13 protein-coding genes are annotated in these 14,315 nt (G+C 56.9%); 1 reads left to right on the forward strand and 12 read right to left on the reverse strand.

From position 1 onward, the window contains the following. Window positions 1-12 precede the first annotated feature (12 nt). The 9 genes from NOV21_RS07480 to NOV21_RS07520 form a co-directional block, all read right to left on the reverse strand. Window positions 13-2,073, reverse strand: coding sequence for an SEC-C metal-binding domain-containing protein (locus tag NOV21_RS07480; protein ID WP_283170304.1), 2,061 nt, complete (start codon window positions 2,071-2,073; stop codon window positions 13-15). Window positions 2,074-2,175: 102 nt separating this feature from the next. Beyond that, window positions 2,176-3,294, reverse strand: coding sequence for a UDP-galactopyranose mutase (glf, locus tag NOV21_RS07485; protein WP_283170303.1), 1,119 nt, complete (start codon window positions 3,292-3,294; stop codon window positions 2,176-2,178). A 268-nt stretch (window positions 3,295-3,562) separates the two neighbouring features. Then, window positions 3,563-3,760: a hypothetical protein gene (locus NOV21_RS07490; protein ID WP_283170302.1), complete on the reverse strand. Its 198-nt coding sequence runs from the start codon at window positions 3,758-3,760 to the stop codon at window positions 3,563-3,565. A 62-nt stretch (window positions 3,761-3,822) separates the two neighbouring features. Next, window positions 3,823-4,365 (reverse strand): GNAT family N-acetyltransferase, encoded by a 543-nt coding sequence (locus NOV21_RS07495; RefSeq protein WP_283170301.1) that lies wholly within the window; start codon window positions 4,363-4,365, stop codon window positions 3,823-3,825. A gap of 37 nt (window positions 4,366-4,402) precedes the next feature. Then, window positions 4,403-5,689: a CDP-glycerol glycerophosphotransferase family protein gene (locus tag NOV21_RS07500; protein WP_283170300.1), complete on the reverse strand. Its 1,287-nt coding sequence runs from the start codon at window positions 5,687-5,689 to the stop codon at window positions 4,403-4,405. A 34-nt stretch (window positions 5,690-5,723) separates the two neighbouring features. Beyond that, the gene (locus tag NOV21_RS07505; protein ID WP_283170299.1) at window positions 5,724-7,160 is read right to left on the reverse strand and encodes a lipopolysaccharide biosynthesis protein; all 1,437 of its coding nucleotides are present in this window, start codon (window positions 7,158-7,160) and stop codon (window positions 5,724-5,726) included. Between the two features lie 60 nt (window positions 7,161-7,220). Then, the gene (locus NOV21_RS07510) at window positions 7,221-8,321 is read right to left on the reverse strand and encodes a DegT/DnrJ/EryC1/StrS family aminotransferase (RefSeq protein WP_283170298.1); all 1,101 of its coding nucleotides are present in this window, start codon (window positions 8,319-8,321) and stop codon (window positions 7,221-7,223) included. 3 nt (window positions 8,322-8,324) lie between these two features. Next, on the reverse strand, window positions 8,325-8,729 hold the full coding sequence (locus tag NOV21_RS07515; protein ID WP_283170297.1) for a sugar 3,4-ketoisomerase: 405 nt from the start codon (window positions 8,727-8,729) through the stop codon (window positions 8,325-8,327). Window positions 8,730-8,857: 128 nt separating this feature from the next. After that, on the reverse strand, window positions 8,858-9,844 hold the full coding sequence (locus NOV21_RS07520; protein WP_283170296.1) for a glycosyltransferase: 987 nt from the start codon (window positions 9,842-9,844) through the stop codon (window positions 8,858-8,860). Between the two features lie 132 nt (window positions 9,845-9,976). Here NOV21_RS07520 and NOV21_RS11380 point away from each other — a divergent pair, with 132 nt between their 5' ends. Further along, window positions 9,977-10,210 (forward strand): LicD family protein, encoded by a 234-nt coding sequence (locus NOV21_RS11380; protein ID WP_428978387.1) that lies wholly within the window; start codon window positions 9,977-9,979, stop codon window positions 10,208-10,210. Between the two features lie 219 nt (window positions 10,211-10,429). Here the strand turns inward: NOV21_RS11380 and NOV21_RS07530 are convergent, their stop codons facing one another. The 3 genes from NOV21_RS07530 to NOV21_RS07540 are packed head-to-tail and all read right to left on the reverse strand — an operon-like array spanning window position 10,430 to window position 14,314. Then, a complete protein-coding gene (locus NOV21_RS07530; RefSeq protein WP_283170294.1) occupies window positions 10,430-11,476 on the reverse strand; it encodes a pyridoxal-phosphate-dependent aminotransferase family protein in 1,047 nt (348 codons plus the stop codon). 54 nt (window positions 11,477-11,530) lie between these two features. Further along, complete coding sequence (locus tag NOV21_RS07535) at window positions 11,531-12,877, reverse strand: adenylyltransferase/cytidyltransferase family protein (RefSeq protein WP_283170293.1); 1,347 nt, start codon at window positions 12,875-12,877, stop codon at window positions 11,531-11,533. Next, a complete protein-coding gene (locus NOV21_RS07540; RefSeq protein ID WP_283170292.1) occupies window positions 12,878-14,314 on the reverse strand; it encodes a cytosine permease in 1,437 nt (478 codons plus the stop codon). Between the last annotated feature and the right edge of the window lies 1 nt (window position 14,315).

Raw genomic sequence — 14,315 nt, forward strand, 5'->3', positions numbered from 1 at the left:
CCTCCGCGGCTGCTACCGGCCGTGGCACCTGCGGTAGGGTTTGCCGCTGCCGCAGGGGCAGGGGTCGTTCGGCCCGATGCGCATCTCGCCGCCGTCCTCGTCGTAGAAGATAGTGCGCCCGGTAAGCCACTCGGTCAGCTCGCGCGGGGACCAACCGTTGTTCTCCCAGCTCGGGACATTGTTGTATAGCATCTCGATCAGCTGGGGCAGCTTAGACCGGTTAGAATCGCCTTCAAGGAGCCCCAGCTCGCGCACGTACTCGAGCGGCGCCTCGCTGTGGCCCGACTCGATCATGAGCATCACGATCTCCTCCACCACGCTCTCCGCGTAGAAGAAATCGTCCTGCCCGTCGGGCATGTGCTCGTCGATGTAGTTCCGCACGGCGACGGCAGCCGGCGCGCTCAGCAGCGCGGACATCGCATCGCCGGAGAGCATGTCCGCCGGAAGGGGCCGCATGGCGTAACGCTCGTGCTCGGCGACCAGGTAGAGCAGAAGCTCGTCGAGGCGGTCGAGGTCTTGCGCGACGGCAGAGCGGACCATCTCGTACATGCGGTTCGCCATCTGGTCGGGATTTTCGTCGGGCGCGGTGCTCTCGAAGTGGAAGGCAAGCTCCTGCTGGCGGCTGCCGTTCAGGGACTGGCGCGCCACGTAACGACGGTCGAGCGTGAAATGGATGATGAAGTCCTCGTCGGTCTGCGGGTTGCGCCACAGCTCGTAGGACAAATCGCCGAAGCTCGCCTCGTCGGCGAGGATGGCGGCGAACTCCTCTTCGTGGAGGGTGCCGGGGAAAGCGGCTTCGTACTGGGCGAACGCGTCGCCGAACGACACCGCTCCGCAGCATGTGGCGCATGCGTCGGCGATGCAGAGCACGTTCGAGACGAGGGCGCGGCGCGCCTCGGCCGCCCCGAAATCGACGTCGGCAAGCATCGCGAGCACCTCGGGGGGCACGACGAAGGAGAGCCCCTCGCCCTCTTGGATGAAGAACGAGTACGGCTCGATGGGCTCGAGGGGCGAAGGCCCGCCGATATCCTTGGGAAGCAGCGCGACCGCATATGCGGAAGCCTCCTCCCCCGAACCGCCGCCCGCGCGCGCCGCCTCGCGCATGCGGGAGAAGGTCGCCTCGCGCGCGTGGACCAGCGCATCGTCCAGCTGTTCGGGATGGGAGAGGACCGAGCTTGCGAGCGCCTGCGCGAGATGCGCCTTCCCCAACCGCGCCGCGGAGGGAATGCCCCATTCGACAGCCGCCTGAGACAGGCTCGCGCGGTCATAGCCGAGCAGGATTTTGGCCAGGGGGGCGGAGGACTCGACATTGAGCGCGATCTGCCGGTACGCCTGCATCACGCTCCCCCGCTCCGCCTGCTCGATCTCGCGCACGTGTCCGGCAAGCGCCGCGGCACGGTCCTCGCCCGCAAGGCCCGCGAGCGCGCCCCGGTGGAAGCCCTCGGGAAGGTCGACGGCCGAATCGGAGTCCCCCAGCCCGGCAAGCCAATCGTCCATCTCGCGCGCCTGGCGCTCACGCTGCCATTCCCTCACGCGATGGATGAAGGCGGGGGCATCGGCGACGATTCCTTGGGCAACGCGCCGTTCGAATTCGTCCTCTATCTCGCGCTCGACGGCGAGGCCGACGTCGCCCGCCGTCAAGAACCCGTCATAGATGACCTGCCCCTCGAACGGCAGGAGCGTCGCCCGCACCGTCGCCGGGGCGCGGCCGATCACCTGGTCCATATCCTCATCGATGCCGCAGACCGCGAATATGCCGACCTCGCTCATCAGCAGCGCCCGCCCGGCTTGGTAGCGCACGAGCGTGAACGTGCCCGGCAGGGCGAGCTTCCAATCGGCCGCTGCGGTAAGGTCGCGCGCGGGCAGCCGGAAGGGGTTCTCGTGGACGAAATCGTCGATCACGGCGGTGTTGCGCCACAGCTCGGCGGCGATCAGCTGCGCCTTGTCCTCCGCCAACGGGTCGTCGTAGTCCATCGCGAAATCGGGCGTCACGTCGAAACGCCCGTTCACATACGTCAGCAACGCATCCATGATGTCGAAGAACCGATCGCCCTGCTCAAGCGAAAGATGCACGTTTCCTCCCCTATGCTCGAAAAACGACCCGCCAAGATGGATGCCCATCCGGCAGGTCATTCGCGGACGGCCGCGGTGCCGCCCGCGCAGTTGCCTCGCCCGCTATGCGACCGTGACGCCCAATTCGCGCTCGACCAGGTCGAACGCGGCATCGATGGCCTTGTCCATGTCGTAGTACTTGTACCCGCCCAAACGACCGGCGAACACGACCTCGCCCTCGGATTTCGCCAGGTCCTCGTAGCGCGCGTACAGGGCGGAATTCGCCTCGTCATTGATCGGGTAGTACGGCTCGTCGCCCGGCTTCCAGTCCGCCGGGTACTCGCGCGTCACCACGGTCTTGGGCTGCTCTCCGTACTCGAAATGCTTGTGCTCGATGATGCGCGTGTACGGCACCTCGCGCTCGGTGTAGTTCACCACGGCGTTGCCCTGGTGGTTCTCCTCGTCCAAAACCTCGCTCTCGAAGCGCAGGCTGCGGTACTCCAGCCGGCCCAGCTTGTAATCGTAGAATTCGTCGATAGGGCCGCAGTAGATGATGCGGTCGGCCGCATCGGGGTTCGCGGCGATGAAGTCGCGGTACTCGGTGTTCAAGCGGATCTCGGTGCCACCGAACATCCTCTGGACCATCTGGGTGTAGCCGCCCATGGGGATTCCCTGCCAACGGTCGTTGAAGTAGTTGTTGTCGAAGCGGAAGCGGCACGGAAGGCGCTTGATGATACTCGCCGGCAGGTCCTTGCAATCGCGGCCCCACTGCTTTTCGGTGTAGCCGCGGATCAGCTTCTCGAACACGTCGCGGCCGACTAGGGAAAGCGCCTGCTCTTCCAGGTTCTGCGGCTCGACGATGCCGGCCTCGGCAACCTGCTCGGCGATTCGAGCCTGCGCTTGCGCGGGCGTGCGCACGTCGTGCCACATCTGGGCGAAGGTGTTCATGTTGAAGGGCAGGTTGTACAGCTCGTCCTTGTACACGGCCACGGGGCTGTTGATGTAGTTGTTGAACTCGGCGAAGCGGTTCACGTAATCCCATACGCGGCGGATGCTGGTGTGGAAGATGTGCGCACCGTACGTGTGCACGTTGATTCCCTCGACGACCTCGCAGTATACGTTGCCCGCGATATGAGGGCGGCGGTCGATGACCAGGCAGGTCTTCCCCGTCTCGGCGGCCTCGTGCGCGAACACGGCGCCGGTGATGCCGGCGCCGACGACAAGATAATCGTATTGAGCCACAACTGGTCCTTTCCATAAGCAACGGGACCCGCGAGCCCCGTTGAAATTCCGCATATGCAACTATACACGCACCCATGCCAAACGCCGGCAGCTGCGCAAAAACTACCACCTGAGCAGCCCCCGCGAACCCCCCGCTAGGCTGTCTAGAAACTCCTATCAATCTGCTCAAGCATGCCTCATATAGTGTCTATATGTTCCTTGAAACATATATGCCGTGCGAGTAGCAGTCTCAAGAGTTTCTAAACAGCCCCCCGCGGGTTTTGCCACGCTACTGCTCGGGAGCCGCCTGGGACTTGGCGGCCTCCTGCTCTGCCGCCACCGCCGCATCGAATCCGTCCACGGTGTTGCCACCGCGATCCGTATACGTCAGGTAACCGACTCCCTGCTTGAAGCACACGTCCGCATTCGAAAGCCCCATCAGGTTGATATCGCGCAGCATGATGAGCGAATCGCCCGACGCTAACATCGGTCGGACACCACTAATCTTGGGCCGCAACCGTCATCCACCAGTGCGTCTGGATTATGCGCCTATCGCCTGCTTGGGGAGAAATCCTCCTCCAACATGCTGAACCAAATTAGGTCGACGAATCCAGCACCGCCCTTATTCGCCATCCCATCTCGAGAAACGCCTTCCCGGAGGAATCCGACCTTGTCGTAGAACGCGATAGCCCGAGTATTGTCCGCCCTTACGTCAAGGAACACCCGATGAAGATGCAACTCTTCGAAGGCATAGCGGAGAACATCGATCGTCGCACCGTACGCAGCACCTGTCCCATGGGCGCACCTTCGGGTGCTGATCGCATATTCTGCACTTCGATTGACCATGTCGATGTGCTTCAGACTGACCGTTCCGAGATAAGCATCGTTCTGGTCCGTGATGGCAAAATGGCGCGATTCGGTCGTTTCAGCGCTCTCCTCGATGAACCGTTCGGCTTCCGCGATTCCAAATGAAGAAAAATCGACTTGAAACCAATTGGCAACGTCGCCATCCCCCATCCATTCGAGCATACCATCGGCATCTCGCTTCTCAAGCGGGCGGATGGAACCGTATGTTATTGCCTTATCGGACACTATGAACCCCTAACAGATGCCAATGAAAAGAACGATGTCACTGCCGTGCAGCATCACTAATGATATCTTCCAGTATCAATTGCGGCGCAGAGCTCAGCGTGTCGCCCCAAATTTCTTCAATAATCTCGCGCCGCATATCCCGCAGCGGGTCTTCCCCCGCCGACAGCATCGTTACATAATCCGACACCTCATCGAAGGTGTGGGCAATATACATGCCATCGAGCATGCGGTTGAGGGTTTCCACGTAATCTGGAGCGCCTATGCCAGTCGGAGGGCAAAAGACCACTGGTTTCCCTGTGACAAAATACTCAAACAGCACACCGGAGATATCGGTAACAAGAGCATTCGAGCTCCAGAACGAAGCCGCATATTCACCGCTCTCGTCGAGAACGACATTGCTCAACGCCCTGCACGCCCGCCGATACTCCTTGACTTGCTCTGCTGTCATTTCCCCCGTTTTCACAAAATGCGGGAAGGTCAAGGGATGCGGTCTGAACAGAAAGCAAACATCCTCTCTACGCTGCGCCAGATCGAGAAACAGCTTTTCATAGACGAGGAAGTTGCTACCCCCTACGACTGGATCCGTCGACCAACGTGGGGTCCATATAACCTTGAACTGTCCGGTATGATTGCCCCACGCGCCGGAATCCGCAGAATCCTTCCGCTCCACCATATTGGTAACCCCTGGATAGCCTAGGAAAATCGACCTCTGAGCGGTGTTTCGCTGAATGTCGCTCTGGTAAAACTCAAGGTCCTCGGAAGTCGATGCATAATAGCAATAGCAGTATGCATAAAAATCCTTGTTCATCACGGGAGCAACCTGCGTCTTGTTTGTATGCATGCCATACAGAATGTTGCACACTTTTGAGTAGGAACTCACGACGCTGCTTCTATAACACCTGGGAAGATACACATTATACGGTCGTGAGTAGAACGTATATGCGCAGTTGAGTTCACGCAGGTCCAACCAACTTCCATCTGACTGCTTCGCGTTCACGCACTCATATCCCTTGCCTTGGAAGAACCGAAGGACATCGTTCTCGTCCGGCGCGCACCCAAGGTCATTGGGAACGCATACGATGACAGGCCGCGTCCTCTCATCGGCAAGAAGCAACGCATACAGCGACTCGAACTTGTTCCAAGCTTGCACATATTGCATGAGAAAGCAAACCTTGACCGGCAGGACACCTGGTTGTACCCGTTCTTTTTCCAATCGGAACTGTCGACGCGCATGGAAATACGCGTAGCGATTCGCGGCCCTTCTGTAAAGACGGGCTAAGTCCGGAACAGCCGCCGCAAGCGCATCTTTAATATCACTTTGCATTATTCCTCCAACAAGCAGTTCGAAGCATTCAACATTAGCGGATCTTTTCAACCAATGTCATAATCTGTTTTCTGCGGATCAGGCCGACAACGGCAAGCGCCGCAAGGGCGATCGCGCGCAGAAGCACATACGGGTACAGCGCCATTCCAACGAATCCCAATACAACGAACACGCCCAAAATCGCAAGAAGTTGATGCAAATCATAGGCATCCTGTGCCTTCCCCTGGATAGACAGGGTCTGCTTCAGCGCCAGATAATTGCTTCCCGCAAACACAATATAACTGGCAAAAGTCGTATAACCAGCTGCAACAAACCCGAATATCGGAATGAGCCACGCATTCAAGAGGATATTCAAAACCGCAGCGCCAATGGATGCGAAAACCAAATGGCGTTTCTGCTCGTAATAAAACTCGACATTGATGAAGAGCTGCGCGTAGAACAACAGCAGCAAGCTCATCGCAATCGGCGGAATCACGTAGGCGGCCTTGGCGTACCGGGAACCGCCCAGAATGAAGACCAATTCGGGTGCGAGCCAATCGACCATCAGGACCAAAGCCGCCAGCAACCCCGCAATGGCGGTAGCGACCGGCTTGTTCTCGGATTGGGCTCCCACTTTGATTTTCCCATACAACCAGGGAATGTATGAGTTATTGATCGCATTCAGCAAAAACGTGAGCACCATCGCTATGTTGTAGGCAACACCGTACAGAGCTGCCGCGTCCGGTCCGACAATCGCGTTGATCATGAGCCGGTCGGACTGGTTGAAAACCACCTGAGACAGGTAGTAGGCTAGCAACGGAATGTTGAACGCAAGCGCATACTTCCAAAAACGCTTCTCGAACACGCGCCTGCCCTGGACGAGGTTGAACACGAACACGGCACCGCCGAGCACGATATTCGTTATTGCAATCCCCAGGATGTACGCATAGCCCTTCTCGTTTGTATTCAATACCAGCAGCAGGGCCACGAGCGGGGCGATTGCGGCATTCGCCAGATTGAGCGCAACCACTCCCTTGTACTTGTATTCGAACTGTTTTTTACCGCACCATAAGGCGATGCCATACTGCCCTACGATTTCGAGCACCATCACGATAATCAGGGGCGTGGGCAAATCGAAAAGCATATTCCACAGGTCGGCGAAGGAAAGGTAGACCGCAACGAATATGGCGGCGAGGGCGAGGCAGATTCCCTCCACCGACGCAATATAGGCATCACGCTCGCTTTCGAATTTGGCCATGGCGGGCGCGAACGACCCATACGCCAGATTTAGCGTGATGAAAATGCAGACAATGCTCTCCCACGACAGGTAAATGGTGAACTGCCCGTACTGCTCAGTTGTGAGCAGGCGCGTGAACAGAGGGAGCGTGAGAAACGCAATACCCTTCTGCAAGATGCTAGAAACTGCGTACGCTGACGCAGCCTTAGCGGGCAAAGGAACATTTTGTGTTTTCCGTTTAAGAGCATTCAGCATTGTCGTAAAACCAGAAACAGAAGAGGGGTAGAAATTCGAATAAGTCCGTGCCGCAAAAGTCTAGCACCCGAAGGAATTAAGCGCGTCAACCACGTAGGTGATTTCTTCGTTGGTCATTCCATAATACATGGGAATGCTGAGTTCAGTGCGGCTGATCTCCTCTGCTATAGGAAGCGAGCCCTCTCCCAGGCCCAGGTTCTTGTAGGCGCCTTGCAAGTGCATGGGGATGGGGTAGTGCATATTGGTCGCAATTCCGTTGTCGGCTAAGTACGCGGCAAGCGCATCACGGTCGTTGCAGCGAATCGCAAAAATATGCCAGACAGGCACGACATCGGGAATCACGAACGGAAGAACAAGCGCCTCGTTCGTGATCTCGTCCAAATACCGCTGGGCAATCCGGCGACGCTCCTCATTGACATGATCGAGCAGCGGAAGCTTGGCTGCCAGGAATGCTGCCTGCAATTCATCCAGACGGGAATTGTTCCCCTGATAGATATGGTGGTATTTATAGTCGGAGCCGTAATTCGCCAGCGCGCGAATCTTATCGGCAACTGCCCGGTCGTTTGCAACGACTGCGCCGGCGTCGCCCAAGGCGCCCAAATTCTTACCCGGGTAGAAGCTAAACCCCGCAGCAGCGCCAAAGGAACCGACAGTCTTACCCTTGTACTGCGCCCCATGAGCCTGAGCGCAATCTTCAACGACTTTCAGACCGTGCTGCTTCGCCACTGCGAGAATAGGATCCATATCGGCAGGCTGACCATAGAGGTGGACGGGCACGATCGCCCGCGTCTTGCTCGTGATCTTTTCCTCGATCCGTGCGGGATCGATGTTGAACGTGCGGATGTCCGGCTCCACGAACACCGGCGTTGCACCAACGTAGGAAACCGCGAGCGCTGTGGCAATGAATGTATTCGAGGGAACGAGAACCTCGTCCCTCTCCCCAATGCCAAGCGCCTTGAGCGAGAGCAACAACGAATCCAGCCCGTTTCCGCATCCTACGCAATGCGAAACGCCGCAGTAATCGGCAAAAGCTTTTTCAAAGGCCTCGTCTTCAACACCCTCGATGTACCAGCTACGCTCGAACACGCGTTTAAATGCACCTCTGAGCTGGGAATCCAATTCCTTCTCCAGGGGTTTGAAGCTGACGAAGGGAATATTCACAATCTACTCCTGATCTACGGCGTAACGCAGGAATTCGTCGTAGTCCCTGATGTAATCCGCCTCATCGTATAATTCGGAAGCAAGCACCAGAAGCACTGCGTCGGGGGAAAAATCGTACATCTCGCGCCACATACTATTCGATACGTACACGCCTTCGTAGGGCTTCTCGAGGGGCACTTCCTTTTTCTCGTGCCCATTATCGAGCAAGATTTTGCAGCTGCCGTGAATGCACACAAGAATCTGTTCAAGCGATTTGTGCGCGTGCTTTCCGCGCACAACTCCCTCGCCCGTATCATACATGTAGTAGACACGCTTAATGCTGAACGGGATGTCCTTGAACTCTTCCAGGGCAACAAGCTGGCCGCGGTCGTCGCCATGCGGCTGAAAGACGTATTTCATTACTTGCATAAAATCTCACCTCATATGGACCGATGAGCCATTGTAGCGTGTTTTCGCAGCCGATTAATACGGGCTCCTAATCCACGGGGATTAAACGCAGTCGCTAGGCAGCACCACTCGAAACAGACGCGGTTCCGCTATTCGCCAAGAAGCCTGAGCTTTCGTCGCAGCATCAGCAACGCATCATAGGCAGCAAAGGGGAAATGGCTCAGAATGAGTCCCGTTTTCTGGGCAGCACTCATCGAGCTCCACCCGGTCTTTTTCAGAAAATAACGGCAACCGGCGCGCTGCAACGCGTTGTTCACCACCTGAAACATGCCATAGCGGGTGTCATTCGGGAAAATGTAGTCCTCGTAAATCGTCATCATATCCTTGAAGAACTGCTCATTGTAATTCCCGGTGCTCGTCGATCCACTCAACTTATAGTCGATCATTACTTCGTCGATAAGCCCGATGCGCACCCCATTGTGGGAAAGATTCAGCACAAAGGGATAGTCCTCCATCAGGCAGATCGATTCCGGAAAGTAACCGAACTCGTCGAATATCGATCTCTTCACAAACATCGCGGGCGCTGGTAGGCAGTTGTTCTTGAACAGACGTTGCTCCATCTGCACAGGAGTCAACGAACTCAAGGCCTCAAAATCACGGCCGCATACCCGGTGATTGTAGAGACGCTTGCCCTCCACCGTTACCGCGCACATCTTTCCGAAGCAGACGGAAAGGCCCGTCTCGACAAGATAAGAGACGTAATCCATGATTACACGTTCATGCGTGAAACGATCGTCCGCGCCAATCAACTTTACATACTCACCATGCGAAGCTCGAATTGCTCCGTTGATGTTCTTTACCGTGCCCTTATTTTCCCGGGGATGAAGGATGATGGCATTCTGAATGTTTTGCCCTTTCTTTTCGTCGATATAACGACGCAGGGGCGCAACTTCGCCGTCGAAACCGGGAGTGCCATCATCGGCGATAATGATTTCGAGTGCGGGATAGATTTGGGAAAGGACGCTCTCAAGCGTCGTGTAAACCCCATCGGTATTCTTATACGAGAGAATAATGACGGTAACTAAATTCAGCGGCTCATCGCCACCTGCAATAGCGCGCATTCCGGTATTATGCATATTCGCAAATCCTATTTGTTGAAATCATCAGCAAAATTGTACACACCGCAAGGCAAGGAACAACCCGTAAGCAATCCCCATCCAGGAAATTCACTTTAGAAACTGCAGAGCATCGAGCTCGACGTTCTCTCCGTGATTGATCGGCTTTGCCGGGACAACAGCATCGATTACTTTATCGACAGCAACACTTGCTTGGGAGCCATACGTTACGGCGGATTCACCCCTTGGGGCGACGAAATCGATTTCGGGCGCGATAGCCCCCGAAATACTGCCCGCCGATTACTCGTTGCGTACTTCGCTCAATACGTCAGGATTTTCCACCCTATGGCCGAAAGTGTCCAAAGACGGCACAGGATTAATCGATGACAACGCCGATGAGACGGGATGCGAGCAGGGCATCTCCGTGGACGTCTTCGCGTATTGCCAGCTCGACGAGAATCCAGATAAAGAGAAGAAGCGATGCGGCAAGGCGCGCACCTCACAGCTGAAATCGTATCTGAAACATTTTCCCGCCCGAGAGCGGCCCTTACAAGCACGCTCCGCTCGTGCTCGACTTTGGTTGAATGCGATCGAGGAACCGCAAGCTTAGAGCAGTCCGCGTTTGTTCATGTCGGCAAAAGCCGCTTCCAATGCGGCGGTGTCCTGAGCGGAAATCGTGCCGATGTGGCCCACACGGAAGACTTCGTCGGCAAGGGAGCCCCCGTTGGGGCACAACCAGATTCCGTATTCATCCTTCATGGTGTCGTTGATTGAGCGGGCGCCCACGTTCAGAGGATGCAGCGCTGTGACTGTGTTCGACGGACTTTCCGACACCAGCTCAAAGGGATAGTCGGCTATGAACGTGCGGAAACGCCGGGCTCGGCCGCGAATGACCGCCTGCTCGGCTTCGACACCGCCCGCCGCTTCGATTGACTTGAGACGTGCGTTGATTTCCAGCAGCGTGGTAACTGCCGGCGTGAAAGGAGTCTGACCGCGCGCGCCGTTGCTCAACGCCTGTTTCAAACTCAAGTACAGGCACTTCTCGGGATTCTTCTCCACCCATTCAATCGCCTGCGGGGCAAGCGCCACCACGGCAATGCCAGGATGCACGGCTAGGGCCTTCTGCGATCCCGTGATCACCACTGCCGCGCTCAGGGCCGTCATATCGAGTTCGTCGGAAATGAAGGCGCTGATGGCATCGACCACCAGCAGCATGCCGTTCGCCTGACAGAACTCGGCGATCAGCGGCATGTCGTACAGCGTGCCAGAAGACGTTTCGTCCATATTCACCAACAGCGCGGTAAAACCCTGGCCGGTGCATTCCCCCAATTGTTCCGCACGTATCTGATGGCCGAATGGCACCTTGATCTCTAGATACTCCAAACCGTGCAGTGCGCACAGGTCCACGAATCGCTGGCCGAAACTACCGCCGTTCACCACCAGCACCTTGTCGTCGGCGCTGAGTACGTTCATGACAACGGACTCCATGGCCCCCGTTCCCGACGTGGTCAGGAACACGCAACGGCTCCCCTTCGGCGCATGCAGGAATCGCAGCATAAGCCGCTCGTTCTCGAGCATGGTCTGGGAGAACTCGGGCGTGCGAAAGTACGGCGCGGACTGGCTGCCTACCTTCAGCACCTGGGATTCGGACATTACAGGACCTACCGTGAAATTCAGCATGGAAAAGCCTTTCGCACACATTCGCGCTTACGCCAGCTCGAACAAATCGTTCTTTGCGTAGAAGTCAGCAATGATCCCGGACGTCGCCAGCGAGACCGCATCGTCTATATATGCATCGGTTTTGCCAGTCTGAATCTGCTTCAGGAAATCGACGAGCATGTAACGGATTCCCTCGCCGTCCAACTTATAAAAATACCGCTTTGTATCGGCTAGGTCTTCGTAGCGCACTTCAAAATACTCGGTCTTCCACCAGGGCGACGGCACGTACACGTATCCGCACGTCCCGGTGATCACTAAGTCGCCTTCCGATTTGGCTCCCTTACCAACCTTGATCGAAGCGACAGCGTGGGGGTAAAGGAAGTCGATCTTGGTGAACGAGTCGAACTCTTTACCGGGATCTGCAAAATGGGTGACGATACGTTTCGAGAGGTATTCCGTTCCCAGCAGTTGGAACACCGGTAGCAGTGCCGTAGGACCCCACTCGCAGATACTGTTCCACACGCGCGACATCTGGCGCTCGTCGTCAACATCGACCGCACGCAGGCTGGTGCAGGCGGCATCTACCGAGCGCACTTGGCCGATGCGTCCGCTCTTCACCAGCAGCAGCAAACGCTCGTAGGCCATGGAATAAGCTGTGCGCAGGGCGTTCACCAGCACGCAGCCCTTCGACTGCGCAAGAGAGCGCAGCTCGCGCTCTCGATCAGGGTCGGTAACCACGGGCGACTCGCACAACACATGCACGCCCGCCTCCAACGCCTTCCTGATTTGCTCGTAATGCTCGCTCGGGTGCGAAATCAGAAAGACCGCGTCTACGGAATCCAGCAGCTCATCGTAGTCCTCTGTGACCACCGGCAAATCCCGTAGATCTTCGGGAACGACTTCTACATCGCTCGAGAACACGCCTCGCACGTCGATTCCGTTCACATACGCGCTTTCCCGTAGGAACTTGGCCAAGTACGCATGGCTGCCGACCAGGCCCATGCGCAGTGCACGCTTGTCGGAGCGAATCTGCGTGCTGGAAACTCCCTGCGTGCGCGGCAGGTACACGACTTTGCAGAACTCGTTTAGATAGTCGAAATTCCCAACCCAATCGTTGCCGACCGTGAAGATGTCGATGCCCAAGCGCTTGATGTCATCGATCTTCTGGCCTTCGTATTCTTCCACGATAATCTCGTCGGCAAGGCCGGTCTCACGCACGGCGGCAATGCGCTCAATAAGCGATTGCTGCACGTTGATTTTGCCGCGCGCACGGTCGAAGTCATCGGACGTTACGCCCACGACCAGGTAATCACCTAAGGCTTTCGCCCGCTCGAGCAAGCGAATATGTCCTCGATGGAGCAGGTCATAGGTACCGTAGGTGATTACCTTTGTCATTTACACGATCTCCAAATCATCCCTGTCGCGCAGCATGATGTCCCTGAGTGAGGGGACCTTCGACGCGAGCCAATACAGGAATCCGCCGAACACCGCGGTGAAACCCGAGCCGGTGGTGAAGTTGAAGACCACGCTCTGAATCTCGCCAGTGACGGGGTTGTAGACCATGAACAGCGCAACGAACAGCGTGAGCAGGATCACCACAACGCCAATCCAGTTGAACCCGCCCTTGAAGTCGTAGGCGTCGTGGCCTTCCTGGTAATAGAGGCTCTTAATCGAGAACCTGCGCTTGCGCAGGATGATGTAGTCCACGAACATAATGCCGATGATGGGACCCTGGATGTAGGCGGCGATGGAGATGAACTGTCCGAAGTTCGCCGTAACCTGGCCGGAGTAGGTGAGCACGGCAACGTAGATGGCGGAAAGCAGCACGAGCACCTTGTAGTCGACCTTAGGCCATGCGGCCTTGAGCACCATGTCGTTCACGTAGCCGCCCACGGCCTGGGTGCCGATGTTCGCAAACGCGACCAGCATGAGGGACAGCAGAGCGACCTGCGGCCCCAAGGTTGCCAGCATGACGGTGGGGTCGTCCACATACACACCCGTGGTGACGAACATGACGATGGCCATCACACCTCCGATGAACACAAAGAACGGCGCCACGATCGCATACCCTGCAAAGGTACCCCAGTAGCCGCCGCGCTCGGTTTTAGAAAGACGCGGCAGAACGATCGCTTGGGTGGACCAGCTGAAGGAGAACGCCGCCATTCCCTCGGCCGCCATTGCATACGCCTCAAAATTGTTGCCACCCACGGATGACAAATCCGGCCTGTAAGCGATGACCTGATCTATCGGCGCTATGGTGAAGCACATAAAAAATACGATGACCCCGATGGCGAGCAGCAGCGTGACCAGGATACGCGACGTCCATTTGATGGCGGAAGGACCGGCGATCGCGATAAGCGATCCTCCTGCCACGCTGATGATCGAAATCCACCGTACGGCCTTGTCCGGAACGATAATCCCGAATCCAGCGCAAATCTGAGCAATCGAGGATCCGAACATGTTCGCAGCAACCGCATACCAAAACCAGTTCCCCAGTATGACGAGAGTTGCGAACACCTTCACACCGTTCTTCCCCAAAACGGCGCGGAGATACACCCAAAGATCCACCCCATAGCGCACGGCGAAGATAACCGGCAAGCATTCAATGATGAGGAAGATGCCGCCCATTGCGAATGTGACGATAAGCGTCTGCCAAAAATCGAGATAACTCGCAGAGAGGGCTCCCTGCGAATAGCACAAAGTTGCGATGGCAAAGCCACTCGTTACAAGAAGCGTATCCCAAAAACCGTACGAGCGCTCACTCTTCTTGACCGGAACGAGCCCGAATATGGTTTCCTGGTTGACGTATTCCTCCATGGTCTGCTTGGACATG

It is taken from the genome of Curtanaerobium respiraculi, assembly GCF_024609215.1.
GTDB classification, from domain to species: domain Bacteria; phylum Actinomycetota; class Coriobacteriia; order Coriobacteriales; family Eggerthellaceae; genus Curtanaerobium; species Curtanaerobium respiraculi.